At 38.8% G+C, this 19362-nt stretch carries 18 protein-coding genes; 6 read left to right on the forward strand and 12 right to left on the reverse strand.

From position 1 onward, the window contains the following. Nucleotides 1-19: 19 nt before the first annotated feature. From HCZ42_RS10075 to wecB, 10 genes are all read right to left on the reverse strand, one after another. Nucleotides 20-700: a glycosyltransferase family 2 protein gene (locus HCZ42_RS10075; protein ID WP_167420582.1), complete on the reverse strand. Its 681-nt coding sequence runs from the start codon at nt 698-700 to the stop codon at nt 20-22. Then, a complete protein-coding gene (locus tag HCZ42_RS10080; protein WP_167420583.1) occupies nt 679-1770 on the reverse strand; it encodes an N-acetylneuraminate synthase family protein in 1092 nt (363 codons plus the stop codon). The genes HCZ42_RS10075 and HCZ42_RS10080 overlap by 22 nt, the downstream gene beginning before the upstream one ends. Then, nucleotides 1754-2602 carry a sugar nucleotide-binding protein gene (locus HCZ42_RS10085; RefSeq protein WP_167420584.1) on the reverse strand — a complete coding sequence of 283 codons (849 nt, stop codon included), beginning with the start codon at nt 2600-2602 and terminating at the stop codon, nt 1754-1756. Before HCZ42_RS10085 ends, HCZ42_RS10080 begins: the two co-directional genes overlap by 17 nt. After that, a complete protein-coding gene (locus tag HCZ42_RS10090) occupies nt 2602-3792 on the reverse strand; it encodes a DegT/DnrJ/EryC1/StrS family aminotransferase (protein ID WP_167420585.1) in 1191 nt (396 codons plus the stop codon). The genes HCZ42_RS10085 and HCZ42_RS10090 overlap by 1 nt, the downstream gene beginning before the upstream one ends. 4 nt (nt 3793-3796) lie before the next feature. Beyond that, nucleotides 3797-4657, reverse strand: coding sequence for an aldo/keto reductase (locus HCZ42_RS10095; RefSeq protein WP_167420586.1), 861 nt, complete (start codon nt 4655-4657; stop codon nt 3797-3799). After that, on the reverse strand, nt 4650-5438 hold the full coding sequence (locus HCZ42_RS10100; RefSeq protein WP_167420587.1) for a cytidylyltransferase domain-containing protein: 789 nt from the start codon (nt 5436-5438) through the stop codon (nt 4650-4652). The genes HCZ42_RS10095 and HCZ42_RS10100 overlap by 8 nt, the downstream gene beginning before the upstream one ends. 7 nt (nt 5439-5445) lie before the next feature. Further along, the gene (pseB, locus tag HCZ42_RS10105; RefSeq protein ID WP_167420588.1) at nt 5446-6459 is read right to left on the reverse strand and encodes a UDP-N-acetylglucosamine 4,6-dehydratase (inverting); all 1014 of its coding nucleotides are present in this window, start codon (nt 6457-6459) and stop codon (nt 5446-5448) included. A 196-nt stretch (nt 6460-6655) separates the two neighbouring features. Then, entirely contained in the window at nt 6656-8461 is a 1806-nt protein-coding gene (locus tag HCZ42_RS10110) for a DUF6044 family protein (RefSeq protein ID WP_167420589.1), read from the reverse strand. Nucleotides 8462-8593: 132 nt separating this feature from the next. Next, the gene (wecC, locus tag HCZ42_RS10115; RefSeq protein WP_167420590.1) at nt 8594-9874 is read right to left on the reverse strand and encodes a UDP-N-acetyl-D-mannosamine dehydrogenase; all 1281 of its coding nucleotides are present in this window, start codon (nt 9872-9874) and stop codon (nt 8594-8596) included. Between the two features lie 23 nt (nt 9875-9897). Continuing rightward, complete coding sequence (gene wecB, locus HCZ42_RS10120; protein WP_167420591.1) at nt 9898-11022, reverse strand: non-hydrolyzing UDP-N-acetylglucosamine 2-epimerase; 1125 nt, start codon at nt 11020-11022, stop codon at nt 9898-9900. A gap of 214 nt (nt 11023-11236) precedes the next feature. On the opposite strand from wecB, the gene rfaD reads away from it, so the two are divergent. The 6 genes from rfaD to HCZ42_RS10150 are packed head-to-tail and all read left to right on the forward strand — an operon-like array spanning nt 11237 to nt 17641. Continuing rightward, complete coding sequence (gene rfaD / locus HCZ42_RS10125) at nt 11237-12178, forward strand: ADP-glyceromanno-heptose 6-epimerase (RefSeq protein ID WP_167420592.1); 942 nt, start codon at nt 11237-11239, stop codon at nt 12176-12178. A gap of 23 nt (nt 12179-12201) precedes the next feature. Beyond that, the gene (gene lpxM, locus HCZ42_RS10130; protein ID WP_167420593.1) at nt 12202-13167 is read left to right on the forward strand and encodes a lauroyl-Kdo(2)-lipid IV(A) myristoyltransferase; all 966 of its coding nucleotides are present in this window, start codon (nt 12202-12204) and stop codon (nt 13165-13167) included. Nucleotides 13168-13187: 20 nt separating this feature from the next. Continuing rightward, nucleotides 13188-14216 (forward strand): lipopolysaccharide heptosyltransferase II, encoded by a 1029-nt coding sequence (waaF, locus tag HCZ42_RS10135; protein WP_167420594.1) that lies wholly within the window; start codon nt 13188-13190, stop codon nt 14214-14216. Between the two features lie 5 nt (nt 14217-14221). Next, complete coding sequence (waaA, locus tag HCZ42_RS10140; RefSeq protein WP_167420595.1) at nt 14222-15481, forward strand: lipid IV(A) 3-deoxy-D-manno-octulosonic acid transferase; 1260 nt, start codon at nt 14222-14224, stop codon at nt 15479-15481. Then, the gene (locus tag HCZ42_RS10145; RefSeq protein WP_167420596.1) at nt 15474-16376 is read left to right on the forward strand and encodes a glycosyltransferase family A protein; all 903 of its coding nucleotides are present in this window, start codon (nt 15474-15476) and stop codon (nt 16374-16376) included. The genes waaA and HCZ42_RS10145 overlap by 8 nt, the downstream gene beginning before the upstream one ends. A 2-nt stretch (nt 16377-16378) precedes the next feature. Continuing rightward, nucleotides 16379-17641 carry an O-antigen ligase family protein gene (locus HCZ42_RS10150; protein ID WP_167420597.1) on the forward strand — a complete coding sequence of 421 codons (1263 nt, stop codon included), beginning with the start codon at nt 16379-16381 and terminating at the stop codon, nt 17639-17641. Here the strand turns inward: HCZ42_RS10150 and HCZ42_RS10155 are convergent, their stop codons facing one another. Next, nucleotides 17642-18226, reverse strand: coding sequence for a YrbL family protein (locus tag HCZ42_RS10155; RefSeq protein ID WP_167420598.1), 585 nt, complete (start codon nt 18224-18226; stop codon nt 17642-17644). Then, on the reverse strand, nt 18213-19340 hold the full coding sequence (locus HCZ42_RS10160; RefSeq protein ID WP_167420599.1) for a glycosyltransferase family 4 protein: 1128 nt from the start codon (nt 19338-19340) through the stop codon (nt 18213-18215). The genes HCZ42_RS10155 and HCZ42_RS10160 overlap by 14 nt, the downstream gene beginning before the upstream one ends. Between the last annotated feature and the right edge of the window lie 22 nt (nt 19341-19362).

A 19362-nucleotide genomic window follows, 5' to 3' on the forward strand; every position in this document is an offset into this window, starting at 1 on the left:
CTTCCTTAAACAGTTTCTATTATCCAAATATTGAATAATTGATAGCTCTAGCTAGGCTGGTTAGTATTCGCCAATTTGCTTTTAGTCGGCCGCCAAATCTAGGTTCGTCCTCTCGCTCATTCAAAAGAATATTAACCTGGAAAACGTTCATCCTATTTTTCTTTGCAACAATGACCATTTGCGTACCAATAGAATCATATGTTTCCATTGTGCCTAGCTTATGATACAAGCGGGCGCTATAGGCCTTTAGTCCACATAGAGGATCCTTCACATTATAAAATAGTGAAAAATACATTGAATATATACGCTCAGAGAATCTAGCAAAGTAAGGGCGAATTCCTACTATTAAGTCAATTTGAGGTTCACCTTTACTCGATAACATTGATATTACCTCATGCACCGATGTCACTGGGTGCTGACCATCTGCATCCATCGTTACTACATATTTTGCACTCATCCTATTAAAAGCCGCTGTCATGCCGATGCTCAAAGCACCGGCATAACCGTGATTCTCAGGTAACTCTATAACTGTACAACCAGAAGAAGTAGCAATAGATACTGTATTGTCTGTTGAAGCATCGCTGACTACAATAATTCCAATTTTGTCCTGAAACTGCTCTCTAAGTTCTGTAACGACTCTACCAATGGTTTTTTCTTCGTTATAAGCAGGTATTACTACTACGACTTCAGCATGTTCCATTTTAAATACTCACCACCATTTACATTACAACTCAATTCCTTACCTACAATGCAATCTAGGTCGTAGGGCGCAATTGCATCTTCTGGACATGGGCGCAAGCAGATTAAATCTTCATACCCAATAATATCACCAGCTTTAAGATTAACATCATCACGCAGTCGAATAGAACGTCTCTGTACAACTACAGTTTCCTTTTCGTTTTCTTCTACTTTCTTGACCCCATTACCCAGTGCTAGCGTTAGTTCGTTAGAACGATCTACCATCTCTCTCCAAGTTGACGGAGTCATAGCAAATTTGTGATCTGGGCCTTCATTCTCATTACTATCTGTAAAGTGTTTTTCAATAACGTTGGCCCCTAAAGCGATCGCACCTAACACTGTCGCGTGACCAGGAGTATGGTCACTAAGACCGAGGACTGCTTCTGGGTACATAGCTCTTAATGTCTTAAGTACATTCAAATTAATGTATTTAAAGTTATCTAGAGAAGCAGTATAGTTAGTATTGCACTGCATGATGGCAATATCTTTGGTATGCTTACTAGCTATACGCACAGCAGAATCGATCTCATCTATAGTTGAAGCTCCACAAGCTAACAAGATCGGCTTGTTTTTCGAAGCCATTCTATCGATAATTTCATGCCATGTAATATCACCAGACCCTACTTTATAGGCAGGAACAAAATGATCGACGAAATCTACCAATTCTAAAGAGTAAGGACTGGTGAAAAATTCAACATTTGCTTCTTTACATGTTTCAACAAGAGTTTCCGTCCAATCTAAGTTAATGGAAGCTCCCTTATAAACTTCAAAAACTGATTTTTTCCATTTCGATTGGTGAGACTGTTTGTTGCCTAGCTGATCAAAACCAGTTTTACTTACGATAGTATCTGCTTTAAAGTGCTGAAACTTTACTGCATGGGAACCAGCTTCAGCAGCCATGTGAATAAGATCTTGAGCCTTCTGTAAAGACCCGTCATGATTTGCTCCAATATCAGCAATAAAGTATGGATCCCCATTATTATTAAGTGTATGAGATCCAATTTTAAATTGACTATTAAACTTTGTATTCATTTGCTACTTTCCTAATTTCTTCTTCTAACTTCGGCATCGTGGTCGAAAATGTCTGTTCAAATTTCGTAATACACATACGCATGTCATGTGGACGTGCAACAGATAATTCTGGCATGTTGACAAGCTCATATTCAAACTCAGCATTTACTTCAGTCAAAAACTTGCTGATAAAGTCTCCCTTCGACATCCCGCATCTTGAACCTAAATTATAAACACCTGCCTTCGGATTATGTATCACTAACAAGATATTCTCAATTAAGCTATCTATAGACAACGGTGAGAAAAATACATCCTTAAACAAACTAAGTTTCCTTCCAGACAAAGCCATTTCATACACTGAATCACATAAACCAACTGAACGCATGCTCTTTGATTTACCAAAAAAGTTGGTTCTCAATATAGTCGTCCTTGAGAGGTCACAATATTGCTCACCTTCTAGCTTAGTTTTCGCATAATTGTTTAAAACAACCACTTCGTTTTCTTTAGAAAGGTTACTGTTATATATATGATCGGTAGATATATGGATTACGTGTGAATTTTTATAACTTGAACGAGCAATGTTATCTGGTATGCATGCATTAAGAGAGAATGCTAAACTTGGCTCTGTTTCACATAAAGCGACGTCTGTTAATGCAGCCAAGTTTATGATATATTGTGGATTTTCCTTATTCAATACTTCATCAAGCTGCTCAGCAATATCTGCTTGAATTCTATAATTACTATTTAGACTGGTACGAGTCACAGTGACAACCTCATAGCCCTGTAGTATTAAAAATTCACTTAGCGAACTGCCCAATAACCCACTAGAACCAATTATTAGTATTTTTTTCATTAGAATCTTTCTTCAAATTCCAAGATTGTTTTTCGTAGTATCTTTGCCTGCTTACGGGCTTCATCAGTATCCCAATAATTGGTCTTCATCGCGATAATTCGACTTTGTACATATTCAGCGTTTGGACACGTAACATCGTTATAGTCTATAGCGATATAGTCATTTCTCCTGCCAAAAATTTTGTTTGTGAACAATGGCTCTTGGTAAGTTAACTTCCAAGCACCATAAAACGGCAGACCACCGTTTCTAATAAATGCTTGATAGAAATCCTCCCAAGAAACCTTATCTGTATCAAGAATACAAGCAAATGCCCAATAGGAACTAACACAATGCTCTGGAACCTTCTGTGGAATAATCCAACTACAACCTTCAAGCGCCTCTAAATAGTAAGAAGCTGAGATTTTCCTAATTTCAACTAGCTCTTCTATTCTCTCTACTTGTGCTAAAGCAACTGCACAACACAGCTCAGGCATTCGATAATTCCAACCTAAAGCATCATGGCGAACATAATTCGGGTTTTGAATATCTGCTTTAGTGATCTTTGCTTTTTTTGAACCTAAAGCAGCATATCCAAGACCAGTGACTTTTCTCACCTTAATAGCTAGCTCTTCATTATTCGTGGTAGTCATCCCTCCTTCACCACTGCTAATATGCTTTGAGCTTTGGAAACTGTAGCTAGCTGCATCCCCAAAGTTTCCGAGAAGCTTCCCTTTATAATACGATAAGAACGATTGAGCGTTATCTTCGATAACAATCAAATTATGCTTCTTTGCGATACTGCAAATCGCATCCATTTCTGGAGACAAGCCATACAGAGACACAGTAATTATTGCTTTTGTCTTTGAAGTAATTTTGCTTTCTATATCATTCGCGGAGATGACCAGAGTGTCTCTTTCAACATCTGCAAATATAGGGGTAGCATTGGCATGAATCACGGCTAAGCTAGTACTTGCCATAGTAAGTGGAGGTACAATTACTTCATCACCCTCACCAATTCCGGCCGCTTCGAGTACCGAGTGCATTGTTGCAGTGCCGTTTACATGAGATATTGAAAAGTTTGTTTCAAAAGTTTCACAAAACTGATGCTCTAGTCTAGTCATAAACTCAGCACCTTTAGAGCTTCTAAAACTATTGCTTAGAACTTCTCGTACATAGCTAAGTTCTTTGTCTGATATACGTTTAACTTTCATAATATTACCACTGTGTTGGGTCAACTAACTTAGGGTTATCTACAGCTAAATCCCCCCATTGACTTGTGTCTACTTCTTTACTAAATGCCAAGAGTATCTCTCGCATCTGTTCAACTGAAGTTGCGCCGACAACTATCTTGTCTATTTCTTTGATATTGTCGACGAATTTAATAGCAGCTTCGACCTTAGATAGACTCAAGAGGTCGATTGCTTCGACAAATTTCTTATGGTATGGTTTGATGCTTGGCAAGCTGGACACATCATTGGACAGCAATAGTCCTTGTAAAAAAACAGAACGAGCATGAATTTCAATATCGAACTCTTTCAGTTTACCGAGAAAACCATCTGTCTTCATACGTTGGTCAAAAAGACTAAAAGGTAGTTGTACAAAATCAATAGCTTTTAATACGTCGATAAAATCTATCTGCGATCTTTTGTATATCGAAATTCCAACATTCTTCGCTAAACCTTTTTCTTTCACATAAGAAAGTAACTCCAGGTAATTTTCACGATTTCTATACATAAACGCATTTGGATCGTGTATAAGCAAACCATGTAAAGTATTGCCTCCCAAACGCTTTATAGATGCTTCAACATTTGTTATCAACCGACCCACATCTGCAATTTCACCTTCGAATTGAGTTTTGGTAATAACTTGAATGTCTCCATCCATCACCTTTGAGTTTCTCCCAAGTCGCTTTTCACTCAATCCGTAAGCGGGAGCAGTATCCAGCAAAAGAGTACCTTGCTCAAAGCAAAGATCTATAATAGCTTCCATTTGGTCATCACTTACGACACCTTGTTCGTTTGTAATACCATAATCTAATCCAAACTGAGCCGTACCTAAGACAATTTTGCTACTCATCTTTTTGTTCTCTACAAAGTGAATCCTTCGCCAAAGATTTTATTAATCCTTCATTTCTAACAAATGATGAGTTAATAACTCTAAATTCATCATTAGAATCAAGCAAATGTACAACTTCATTCATATGGAATTTTTCGTTTTTAGGATAAAGCGCTTCATAAACACTTTTTGTAAACTCAAAGTCCGCTGGTTCATCGACTGTCCAACGTTCTTTTTCAAGAGATGATTTCTCTAAAGCTATGTTTTGAACCACAAACTCAGATGGCCTATTCTTAATAAACAACGTTACATGCTCTCTCTCTGAAGGTAGTGAAGCATGCTCCCACATCTGACGTAGGGCTGTGGCGGTAAAAACTTCAACATCTAACCCATCGGGAAAAGTGTACTCCAAAGTATTCGACGTATAGTCATTCTGGTATATCAAGTGATTTAACAAAACAAGGTCTATAATCTGGCTATCGATAAAAGGACAATCTGCAGTCAATCGAATAACATTAACAACTTCACGATGTTCTTGGATCGACAGAACGGCATTGTAATATCTATCTAATACGTCATCTAAACTTCCTCGAAAAACATTGACTCCATTTTGAATGCAATGCTGTTCAAGGATATCATCAGATTCATGAACGCTAGTCGCTACCAAAATATCATCAACATACTTCGATTGTTTTATTCTACGGATCTGATGCATTAATAGTGTCTCACCACATATATCTTTTAGTACCTTACCAGGTAAGCGAGACGAGCTCATTCTCGCCTGTAATACAACTAAATTCATAGAGGACCTACTGCTCTTCAGTTGCACCAATAATTGTGGCAATTTTGCTTCTTAGTGAGTTAACGCTTTCCCATTCTTCATTAGTGCCTGAGTTGTACTTAAATCCAAAGGGAACCTTTGTCGCGTTGTGATGAGACAAGTATTCCTGTTCAGTATAAGTAAATGAAACCGAAGGCAAAATTGCATAATATCGACCTAAATCTATTGTATTTAGAGAATCTGTATCGGTGATCATCTCCTCGTGAAGTTTTTCACCCGGTCGAATACCCACAATTTTGGTTTTACACTCAGGTGCAATTGCTTCTGCGACATCCAAAATCTTATATGAAGGAATTTTCGGGATAAAGATCTCACCGCCAAGATGATTCTCTAATGCGTACATAACCATGTTTACACCATCTTGAAGCGATATATTAAATCTCGTCATTTCAGGGTGGGTTATTGGCAAAATCCCGTCAGATTTCTTAGTCATAAAAAACGGTATTACTGAACCTCGGGAGCCCATAACGTTTCCGTAACGCACAACACTAAAACGAATATCTTTAGAACCCTTGATATTATTTGCTGCTGTAAACAATTTATCTGACGCGAGTTTTGTCGCACCGTACAGGTTAATAGGGGCACATGCTTTATCTGTGGAGAGTGCAACAACATTGCTCACTCCGCATTGCAGTGCTGCTTGGATAACATTTTCTGCACCGGTTACATTAGTACGTATACATTCAGTTGGATTATACTCTGCTGTATCCACCTGTTTTATTGCAGCGGCATGAATAATTACGTCAACGCCCTCACAAGCCTGGATAAGGCGCGCTTGATCTCTTACATCACCAATAAAGAATCTTAGTTGTGGATACTCAACTTCTGGATACGTTTGCTTTAACTCAAACTGCTTCAACTCATCTCGAGAAAAAATAATGATCTTCTTAACATCTCGATAGCGAGCGAGTATTGTTTTAACAAATTGTTTACCGAAAGAACCTGTGCCACCTGTAATGAGTACCGTTTTATCGTTTAACATTATTTCCACCTGAATTTATTACTAACTAGTATTCGCCTACTATACTACAATCGCTATCCTTCCTAAAATCAGAATAACAACCACCAATAAACATCTGATTAAAAATCACACAAACCAATGCATGAAACGCAGAGCCTCCTAAAGCACCGTTTTGATAAGCTAGAGTCATCAAACCTCTATTAATGTTGTTAAGTCACTACTTAACATGATAAAGATAATAAGTTTTCATCGTATCTCTTCCTTGGAAGGAGTCTAAAAGTTGATTACCTTTTCCTTGATTTATTAATACTTCCTTCGAAGAGATAATATATTCCCCTCCCATTGATTTGAACTGTTCTAAGTTTAAATCAATCTCGTCATTAGCTTCCATCAGGCGACAGCGACTACCCCAGTCATCAAAATATGACCTCCAAGTTTCAGACTTTGCTAACTCTGGAGCGATAATTTTTCGAAAATCATGCTTGTGCTTAAGAGGATAAGATGACCAATACCCATCTAATGTATAGAAACCATTGTATATAGCGATTGCAGGGTTAAAGCCAATAGTCATCACACGATATGTTTTGGTGGGTTTACCTATTACATCTTTAATCCCGTCAAACACTTCCTCGCTATAGTAATCATCCATACCGGATGCCTCCTGATTACCGTTCATCGACAAAAATGAATGATTAATCTGCAAAATCGATACCAATAGAATTGGTATTAGAGACCATTTCGTTCTATCCATTAGCTCCTTACACACTAAGGAGAAGAGGCTAAACCACAAGATAGGGAAGAGAAAATAGAATCGATCAAACTGAACTTGAGCAAAAATAGGAATTTTTTCCTTTACAAACTCCAAAGCAGCATGGTTATAAAACCCTGACAAAAAAGAAATACCAACTATAGAAAGGATCAGTGATGTTAGAAGATATTTTCTTGAAAATAGAAAAATTATAGCTATATAGACAATTCCATACGTAAACAAAGTCTTAGTAGAAAAAGGTAGCAATTCAAATCTAAAATAATAACTTAAGAAAAAGTATATAGTCGTAAAAATACACAGTGCGCGACTCTGTCTATTAGAAAGTATCAAAGCCAGACTTGAAAAAAGCAAAAATGGCATTATATACTGATAATGAAGCGAGTGTGCATGGTACTGTCCATAGCTCAGTATATAGATAGCTCGGTCGAATGCTTGTTGAGTACTTAAAGTACTTAGAGAAAACTCTTGCCGATGAGAAATAAAACTTGGATCAATAAATTCCACTACCAATCTATACTCAGCAAATAGATATAAAATAGACATTAATGATATTGAAAATAACAAGTGGTAGTTTATTTTTTTCTTATCAAAGATATCATAAGCGAAGATAACAAGACATAAAAATAGAAAAAACATACCCGAAAGTATCAAAGAGCTATAGAAAGGAAAAATTAAAAATATCGCCAACTCTTTTAATTTAAATATTCCATTTTTGACATTCAAATAAGCGTATAATAGCAAAGGTTGTCCAGCTACACTTAAACCTCCATTCGACCAAAATGGCAATAATGAAAAGGCAAGCGCAATAAACAACCCAATCAACTTAAAATGTATATCTTTATCATTTTCTTTGAAAATGTGTCTACTAACTAATAGATACATACCAAAGATAGCTACTATTCTTAATACAGCTTCATTAACAATATAAGCTATTTTCGAATCAAACGTGTAGTACATGAGAGAAACTACATTAAGTTCACTTGGTAATATTGATCGAGGTATTCCCCCAAGTATATTTGACACAATAACACTGCTATCTGCAAACATATAATCCATGGCAGACATAACCTTAAATATTGCTATATTCGCATCTAAGTTATCATGAATATTGACAACCAAATCACCTTCAGTATTAAAATAAGAAGACAGATAGTAAGCTATTATTGTAAAACAGAAAGATACAAATATGACACTTATAAGCCTAACTAGCTTATTTTCATGTTCTTTAGCAACATAATTCATAATGGGTTTCATTTAATTTTTCACTTAGAAAAAAAACAACACTTCTGAAGTTGCAATAAAATTCTCTAGAATTCATCTCATGGAATATATTGAACTTCTTCGGAGCCAATAACCAATAAACCAACACCTTCCCCAATTATAGTTTTATTTAACCCAACATCCCTTGGTATCAACTACTTTGATACTATCCGGAATATTAATTACCTGCTTAAACTCTTTATGATCCACTAGCAAAACAGCTATATCAGTTTGAATCATTGAGTGACTGAAGTCGATTAGCTTAGCATTTTTTATTGAAACCATTGATAGATTTGAAATATTTGGTTCGACAAAATTAACAACCGAAGGGTGGATATCAGCAATCTCTTGTGCAATAGATAACGCTGGACTTTCACGCAAGTCATCAATATCCGGTTTGAATGCTAAGCCAAAGCATGTAATCCTCACATCAGAAGCGGTTCTTTCTGGATTATCTTGTAAAAACTCAGCGATAGCTAGCTTTACTTTATTAATTACCCATTCAGGTTTTTCATCATTTACTCGACGAGCCATATGAATCATTCGAGCTTCTTCCGGAGTTTTTGACACAATAAACCAAGGGTCTACTGCAATACAATGCCCACCAACACCAGGACCTGGTTGAAGGATGTTCACACGTGGGTGTCGGTTTGCTAGTGCAATCAACTCCCAAACATTGATACCTAACTTATCACAGATAACAGAAAGCTCATTTGCAAATGCTATTTGAACATCACGTGAACTATTTTCAGTCAGCTTCGCCATTTCAGCAGTGCGCGCATTGGTAGTTACACAATCACCTTGAACAAATGTTTGGTATAGCTCTACTGAACGCTGTGAACATTTAGGCGTAAGACCACCAATGACACGGTCGTTTTCAACCAATTCTCGAACAACATGTCCCGGCAATACACGTTCCGGGCAATGCGCAATATTGATATCGGCGTTTTCCCCATGAGTTTGTGGAAAGGTAAGATCCGAGCGTGCTTGAGCTAGCCAATCAGCCATTTGCTCGGTAGCTCCAACTGGAGACGTTGACTCTAAAATCACTAGATCACCTTTCTTTAAAACAGGAGCAATCGCTTTACTCGCGGCTTCAATGTAAGAAAGGTCTGGCGCAGGTACTTCACCATCTTTACAAGGTAGGAAGGGAGTTGGTACAGCGATAAGAAACGCATCTGCAGCTTCCGGCTTAGTTACTGCTTTTAGATAGCCTTCTTTTACTGCTGCATTTACGATCATATCCAGTTCAGGCTCTACGATATGAATTTTTCCTTGATTGATCGTGTCAACAGCATGCTGGTTAATGTCTACACCTATTACTTTTTTCTTGCGTGATGCAAACATTGCTGCCGTTGGCAGACCGATGTAGCCTAAACCTACAACTGATACTGTTTCAAAAGACATATATACTTCTCATTAAATAAAAATTACTTAGCTAGAACATCTAGAATTCGTTGGCAAGCTTTTCCATCACCATATGGGTTATGTGCAAAGCTCATTTCTTTGTATGCTTGCTCGTCTTGCAGTAAAGTCGTTAAACCTGTAACAATTCGGTCCACATCGGTACCAACCAACTTAACCGTACCAGCTTTCACGGCTTCAGGACGCTCTGTTGTATCTCGCATCACTAATACTGGTTTACCTAAAGAAGGGGCTTCTTCTTGAATACCACCAGAGTCAGTAAGAATTATATGAGCGCGATTCATTAAGTAGATAAATGGCAGGTACTGCTGTGGCTCGATCAAATGGACGTTATCTATACCAGCCAAAATACGATTTACTGGTTCACGGACGTTAGGGTTTAGGTGCATCGGGTAAACAATTTGGGTCTCAGGATGCTTTTGAGCTGTAAAAGCTAGAGCTTCACAGATTCGTTCAAAGCCCCCACCAAAACTTTCCCTTCTGTGGCCAGTAACCAGAATTAGTTTTTTATCTTCGTGTAGGAAAGGAAATTTTTCAGATAGAGTCAGTTGGAGCGTTTTGTCACTGTCAATTTTATCTTTAATAATTAAAAGAGCATCGATAACGGTATTGCCAGTTACTGAAATATTATCTTTGTCGATATTCTCTTTTAATAAGTTGTTTTGAGAGGCTTCTGTTGGAGCAAAATGGTACTGGGTTAATACTCCAGTCAACTTTCTATTTGCTTCTTCTGGCCACGGAGAGTAAATGTTTCCTGTACGTAAGCCCGCTTCTACATGACCAACTGGAATTTGCTCATAGTAAGCCGCAAGGCTAGCTGCGAAAGTTGTCGCAGTGTCACCATGAACTAAAACTACGTCAGGTTTAAATTCTTGTAGTACGGGTTTTATCTCCAATAAGATCCTTGCAGTCACATCATTTAGTGACTGTCCCACTCTCATTAGATTTAGGTCATAATCTGGTTTTATTTCAAACAGTTCAAGTACTTGGTCTAGCATCTCGCGATGTTGAGCAGTCACACAACATTTCGTCTCAAATCGCTTATCAACAGATAACGCGTGTACTAGTGGGGCCATTTTTATGGCCTCTGGTCTAGTTCCAAAGACTGTGAGAACTTTTTTCTTTGACATATATAACCTACTAAGCATTGAGCAACCCAAAACAACTACATCCTTTTCTAGAAAGCTAAGTCATAGCTCTCTTTTCCAGTCTAAAAGACTGCGAATACTAACTTAAATTGGCATATATTTCGACTACTCCCTTCATACTTCACCACTTTCTATGACAGCACATGCAACCATGGTATAGTAGCACCAATTGTTACTCTTAGTTCTGGGGATAAATATGATAGTAGTAACTGGCGGCGCCGGCATGATTGGCAGCAACATCATCAAGGCTCTAAACGAACAAGGTATCAATGAAATTTTAGTCGTCGACAACCTAAAAAATGGTAAGAAATTTCAGAATTTAGTTGATCTCGATATCGCCGATTACATGGATCGTGATGATTTCCTAGTACAAATCATGTCAGGTGAAAACTTAGGCCCGATTGACGCCATTTTTCATGAAGGTGCTTGTTCTGCTACCACAGAGTGGGATGGCAAGTACATGATGCTCAATAACTATGAGTATTCAAAAGAATTACTTCACTACTGTTTAGACCGAGAAATTCCATTCCTTTACGCCTCTTCGGCAGCCACTTACGGTGAAACAGATACTTTCATTGAAGAAACACAATACGAAGGCGCATTGAACGTTTATGGTTACTCAAAACAGCAGTTTGACAACTATGTGCGCAGAGTCTGGGAAGACGCTGAAAAACACGGTGAAACCTTATCTCAGGTAACGGGATTTAGATACTTTAATGTTTACGGCCCTCGTGAACAGCACAAAGGTTCAATGGCTTCAGTCGCATTCCACCTAAACAACCAAATGAACGCGGGTGAGAATCCAAAACTTTTTGAAGGCAGTGAGCACTTCAAACGTGATTTCGTTTATGTGGGTGATGTCGCTGCAGTCAACTTATGGTTTCTACAAAATGGTGTCTCAGGTATTTTTAACCTTGGTACAGGCAATGCAGAGTCATTCAATGAAGTCGCTAACGCTGTGATTAACTATCATGGTAAAGGCTCTGTTGAAACGATTCCGTTCCCAGCACACCTCAAAGGGGCATACCAAGAGTTCACCCAAGCAGACCTAACTAAGTTACGTGCGGCAGGGTGTGACCATAAGTTTAAATCTGTTGCCGAAGGCGTGGCAGAATACATGAAGATAATTAATCGATAAGGTGTTCCACACCGTTGCGCTTTATGACAGATAAACGAAACGATTTTGACCCCAAAGCTTATAACCCTACTTTCGAGTGGGGTTTTCTTGCACCAAAATATTGGGGAACCTGGATTGGAGTTTTACTCTCTGTTCCCCTATCACTGCTACCGTTAGGGTTTCACCAGTGGTTGTCTCATCAGGTAGCACGCAAACTCGCAAAAAAGAAGCGCGGTGCGACTCATAATATCAGAGTAAACCTATCTCTATGCTTTCCTGAACTCAACGAACAACAGCGCGAGGAGTTGGTATATAAAACTCTCTATACTGCTGGTGTGTTTATGCTTCGATTCGGGTTGCTCTCATTGCGCTCATCTCAATGGTTGCAACAACAATGCCACTTCCAAAATGAGCATTATTTAAAGCAATCTACAGACAACGGCGAAAATGTCATTCTTCTCGTTCCTCATTCATGGGCGATAGACATCCCAGCGGTACTTCTGGCATCTCAAGGGCTACCAGTGTCTGCAATGGCGAAAAAGCAGAAAAACCCAGTGACAGACTGGCTTATGCATCGTCAACGCGTTCAGTATGGTGGACGTGTGTATGAGCGCTCTGGTGGCATCAAGCCATTTATAAAATCCATTAAAGAAGGCTACTTAGGCTATTATTTGCCAGACCAAGACCATGGAGCAGAGCTAAGTGAGTTTGTTGACTTTTTTGCTACAACCAAAGCAACGCTGCCAGGGCTAACTAAGTTAGCCAAACTATCAAAGGCAAAGGTCATTCCAACTTTTGCATCAATTGACCCTAACAATGGTCACTACACCATTGAGTTCATGCCACCACTCGAGTTACAAGAGACTGAGATTGCGGATGCTAGAGCAATGAATGAAGCCATTGAGCATTTCGTTGGGAAACAACCTCACCAGTATATGTGGATATTACGCTTGCTTCGAACTCAAGAGGATGGGAGCAACCCATATAGAAAGCTTCGCAATAACGCATAAAATGAATTAAGAGAAGCAATGTGAAAAAAATATTGATAGTCGGCCCATCTTGGGTCGGTGATATGGTGATGTCACAGTCACTCTATACAACTCTAAAGCAACAAGACTCTGAGGCGATCATTGATGTCATTGCTCCCGCTTGGTGCAAGCCTATTCTAGAGCGGATGCCGGAAGTTAACCAAGCAATAGAAATGCCTTTTGGGCATGGCGAGTTTAACTTTCTTGGACGCAGGCAGTTTGGTAAAGAACTCCGCAAAGGAGAATACACTCATGCGTTTGTGTTACCAAATTCCGCTAAATCAGCTCTTATCCCGTTTTTTGCCCAAGTTCCGGTCAGAACTGGCTGGAAAGGCGAAATGAGATACGGCTTGCTTAATGACTTACGACCAAACAAGAATGACTTTCAATATATGGTCGAACGTTACGTAGCGCTAGCACACTCTAAGAGTGAAATGCAGAACTCAGCATCCCTTGGCGGACTACCTACGTTACCAAAGCCTCGTCTAGCTATTGATGAAAATACTCAACACTCAACACTCGCTAAGTTTGGACTAAATCGGACAGTACCAGTTTTAGGACTTTGTCCTGGTGCAGAATTCGGGCCAGCTAAACAGTGGCCTGCTGATCACTATGCTACAGTTGCGTCTGAGATGATTGAGCGGGGGCATCAAGTTTGGCTGTTTGGATCAGCTAAAGATGAAGAAACGACGAATGCGATTCGTAATCTATTATCAGATTCACAAAAAGCATCTTGCCATAACCTAGCGGGTAAAACGTCTCTAATCGAGGCGGTAGACTTACTATCGGCATGTAATAGCGTAGTGAGCAATGACTCAGGTTTAATGCACGTTGCGGCTGCAGTTGGCTGCCATGTTATTGGTGTCTATGGTTCAACATCACCGGAATACACACCACCTTTGGCTGAAAAAGTAGACATTGTGAATACAGACATTGAATGCCGTCCGTGCTTTAAACGAGAATGCCCACTCGGACATTTGAAATGTCTAAAAGACTTATCGCCTAATAAAGTCGTTGATAAATTGAAGTAGCTGTCGTGATTATTAGAGTCGTCTACACATTTATACTGATACTATTATCGCCATTTTTCCTCTATGGTTTGTATAAGCCAAGAGCGAATAAACCTTCTTTTGGTTCTCGTTGGAAAGAGCATTTTGGTGTTACTCCGAAACTGAGCAATAGTAAACCACCTATTTGGATACACGCCGTCTCTGTGGGTGAAAGTATCGCTGCGACACCACTGATTAAATCGATCAAGCAGCAGTTTCCAGAGCTCCCCATTGTAGTGACAACGACCACATCGACAGGAGCCGAACAAATTGCGAAGCTGGGTGAACTTGTCGAGCACAGATATATGCCGCTAGATTTTAGCTTCGCAATCAAACAATTTATCGCAACCATCAGACCAACTCAGTTACTCATTATTGAAACTGAGCTTTGGCCCAATACACTTCACTGCGCAAACAAAGCTGGTGTACCAATAACAATCATTAATGCTCGTCTATCAGAAAAGTCTCGTAGAAATTACACGAAAATTCTCCCACTATTTCGTCATATCGCTAGTAACATTACTCAGGTTTTGTGCCAAAGTGAAAAAGACGCTGAAAGGTTTGCACAGTTAGGAGTACCCGAAGATAAATTATTCGTTACTGGCTCGATTAAATTTGATATCAGCATATCTGACATAGATAAAGACAATGCTAAGGAACTTCGTGAGAAATTGGGGTCCCACAGACCTATATGGATAGCGGCAAGCACGCATAAAGGAGAAGATGAAATTGTCTTATCTGCCCATAAAACGTTGCTTGAATCGCAACCAAACGCACTGTTAATACTAGTACCAAGACACCCTGAGAGATTCGATCAAGTATATGCACTGTGTCAGAACGAAGGATTTCTAACCAAAAGACGTACAGATAACCCTTCTTGCTCTGAGTTGTGTGATTCGCAAGTCTATTTAGCGGACACCATGGGTGAGATGCTAACACTGATTGGTGCAGCAGATGTATGCTTTATGGGAGGAAGTTTATTAGGTGATAAGGTCGGAGGTCACAATGTTCTCGAACCTTTAGCATTAAACGTCCCTACTATTACAGGAAACAGTTATTATAACTTTCAAGAAATTGTCGATGATCTGCATGAACAAAAAGCGATAACGGTTCTACACTCACCTTCAGATCTATGTAACGTGGTGGCAACACTACTAAATGCAAAGAAGATCGATGTACCTTTACTAGATCGCTCTCCGGGTCCAATCGCTAAAACACTTAACCAGGTTTTCAATAACTATGATTAAAAGCATCAGAAAAGCACTTAGAAAAAAAAATGAAAGCTTTCGTCAAATGCGTAAAGTGGAACAAACTATTGCGACCACAACCCGATCGCAATATTTACAAAATCTAGCACTTCATAGTACTTTGCCTTTAATTAACAATGATGTAGCGCGTGAACATGAGCTGATTGCCAGTCTAACAACCTATTCAAAACGCATCCATGATGTCCACCTAGTTATCGAGTCATTATCTGAACAGACCGTTAAAGCAAATAGAATCATTCTTTGGTTAGATGAGGATGAGTTTTCTCAATCAACTATTCCAGAAATACTTAAACTTCAGCAAGACCGAGGATTGGAAGTTCGATTCTGTCCTAACTACCGTTCTTACAAAAAGCTTGTCCCGACGTTAAAACTCGCGCCCAACGCAGACGTCATCACCGTTGATGATGACTTACTATACCCGCATGACATGATCGAGATGCTCGTCAAAGAGAAGTTAGATTATCCTCAATGCATTATTGGTACTAGGGCTCATGAAGTGTTAGTTAAAGATAACTCCTTACTACCGTACAAGAGTTGGCCTAAAGAATGCTCTTATCTGAATAATGGAAGTAAGACATTTCTAACAACTGGCGCTGGCACACTGTTTCCAGCTGGTGTTTTCCCTAAAGAGACATTAGAGCCGAAAGAGTTTTTAAACCTTTGCCCTACTGCTGATGACATATGGTTTAATCTTGTCGCACTAAAATATGGAATAGACAGACGTAAGCTTTCTGATGATCGAAAGTTTGTGTCTCGATTTTTACATTTAGAGTCTAATCAAGATATTGGGCTCAACAAGAAAAACGTTAATAACAATCAAAACGACATCCAAGCAAAGAAAGTTATTGATCACTTTAATATTGAGTTTTCCTAACAATGCCAAGCAATTTAAAACAACAAACAAAATGTCTATTTACTTCAAAAAAATACAGTCTAGCAATATTTGTTGCATGCATACTTTATACAGTAACAGCATTGCCTCGATTAGAGATCAGTGACTTATTCAAAAACATAATTATATTTGGTTCGTTACCTGCCCTGTATTATAATTTTTCAAATTATAATAAGAGTATTTTTTGGTTAGCTTTAATATCAATACTAATACAAGTAATCAGTTGGGCTCATGCATTAGTTTATGTACCTGAATTTGCGAAAAGCTCCCCCGATTTAAAACCACTTTCATCATTGTTTCTTTTCGTTCTCATAGCTATTTGGATTGATGGAAGCAACCTGAGAAGAATAGCCCTCTTCTCGAGCTTTATCTTAAGCTTCGTTAGCACCGCTTTCTATGATATTTATACAAACGACAGTCTTTCCCTCGCACTTTCAGGGCAAAGAATTGACTATGGTATGCATAATGCTCAGTTTACCTCAATGCTATCTGTTGTTGTATGTATATTAACCGCATACATACTCGCGAAACTGCCAGATGAAAGAAAGCGAGTAAAACTTTCACTATATGCTTTAGGCGGCTCTGCTATTGCTTTCGCCTTGTTTTCATTATATGCCAGTCAAAGCCGACAGGTATGGCTCGCAGTAACAGTTCTTTTGAGTCTAGCACCTATCGTTTTAGTTGGAACAAAACACATCAGAAAGCTAGTAATCACATATTCATTACTAGCGGTAACTCTGATCGGTATATTCCAATTAGACTCAGTGAAACAGCGAGTCTTCTATGAGTCTAGTGCTATTTCTACGCTCACCCAAGGTAATTGGGACAACATCCCTATGACAAGTATAGGTATACGCGTAAACTCATGGTTAGAAGCTAGCAAATGGATTGCAGAAAGGCCGATTTTAGGTTCGGACTTCAACGCAATTCCTTATGTAACGAGAACCGCTGAAAAGTTTCAAACAGCAAAGCTTCAAGGCTTTGGTCATTTACACAATTATTACCTTGAAGTATGGGTAGCCTTTGGCATAGTGGGGCTAATATTCTTAGTCGTATTTTATCGGGAAATATTAATCAACGTTATAAATAACCAAGGAAAAGAAGAACGCTACTTATTATATAGTTTTCTCGTTTTCTGGTTCATTATCAGTATGTTTGAATCGTATAACCATAAGTTTCTTGGGCTATATGTACATACCATCATTCTTGCTGGTTTGTATTCACTAAAGGTCAGGAAGAATAACTAATTACTTAAACGTTACTCGTTCTATACAGGGAGTAAGGAATTTGTTTATAAACTTACTCCACTTCCTTTCGATTTTTCTATTTCCAACGAATTTCACGTAATTTGCCAACGGGATAGCATCAGCGGTTCCAAAACCGTCTATAAGAATAATTTTTATCCCATTATGTAGTCTCGTAACCAATAAATTACTCATCAGAAGATCACATGGAATAATATTATTCTCTAGTAAATTACCTTTGAGCTCTTTCAGTGCTAACTTTATTTGTGCAATATCCTCTGAAGTATGATTTTCTTCTACGTAGTGTCTAATATTAAGTGCTTTTGAACCGTCAAAATTTGAAACAAGCTCGACTTCCATCCCAATACTGTCCTGTGTTTCAATAACATTATAAAACTCAGGAATATGAGAAAAACTCACGCCCTTAGCCTTGAGATAATTTAGGTACTTGATTTCTCGTTTGGTTTGTTTAGATTGGCTCTTTTTACTTATTTTAATACAACGACTCGGATTATCTGGATGCTTATAGCACACCCTTTCCGTACCTTGGCCAATGATTTCCCATTGGCTAAAATCACTTACTTGCATTCACGCCACTTTTTAACTTATAAACCGAAAGAATTTTCTGGTAGTTTTTTTCCATTACAGCGCTGACATCTAGGTCTAACGCAAGATCACGGCATTGTTTTCTTAACTCGGCATCATTCACTTTTGTAGCCCAATACGTCATGGCCGAAGCCAGATCGCTAGGTTTAACATCTGAGCCAACAACTGTTGAGACATGTTCTTTAAGTACTTCCTTCGCCCCGCAATTTTCTGTCGTAATCACAGGAATACCACATGATAGTGCTTCAATTGCGGTAAAGCCAAAAGGTTCATAGTGTGTCGGCAGTATGTAACAATCTGCAATAGAAAAATAATGCTCGGGCTTGGTTTGAGTGCCTAAGAAATAACAGTTATCACTGATACCTAAAGAGCGAGCATATTCTTTATATTCTTCTTCATGATTTTCTCGCCCAACAATGAGAAGAGTCGCTGGAAAGTCCAGCATAGAAAATGCAGTCAGCGCTTCTGTGAGCCCTTTTCGTTTATAGCCTGAACCCAAGAACAAAAAGACAGGCTTCTCCCTATCAATACCAATGCTCAGCACTAATTCAGCAACAACGTTTTTGTACTTTTCTCGCGAGAATCGATTAGTGTCGACAAAGTTGTGTATTACCGAAATTTTATCATCAGGCACACTGTAAGCTTCTTGTATTTCAGTAGCACTCTTATATGAGTTTGCGACAACATGTTGATAAGCACCTTGCGCCATTGCTTTGCGCTCAATCGCAATAGCAACTTTGTCTTTAAACGCTAGTTTGCCTTTTTTCATCGAATCGACAAAGTGGATATGTGTTCCCCCTCCGATTCTCAGCATGTCATGGGACCATGTTTTACCTAAGCCATAGACAAAATCGTATTGGTGCTTACTCAGATGCCTCTCCACATCCTTGGCAAATTTCCAAATACGATGCGCTTTACCTAAACTAAAACCATCTAGCTTTACGAATTTAATATTCGGATGAGTAGGATCAACATGAGTTCGGCAAATGATGGTGACCTCTTCCCCTTTCTCTGCTAAGTAGCGAGACAACTGATTGAGAAACAACTCTGTCCCGCCAGTTTCTGCATGCCTCATGTGAACAAGTGCAATTTTCATTTATACTGTACGCCTTACCAAT

Origin of the sequence: Vibrio hepatarius (assembly GCF_011806575.1) — a bacterium.
GTDB classification, from domain to species: domain Bacteria; phylum Pseudomonadota; class Gammaproteobacteria; order Enterobacterales; family Vibrionaceae; genus Vibrio; species Vibrio hepatarius_A.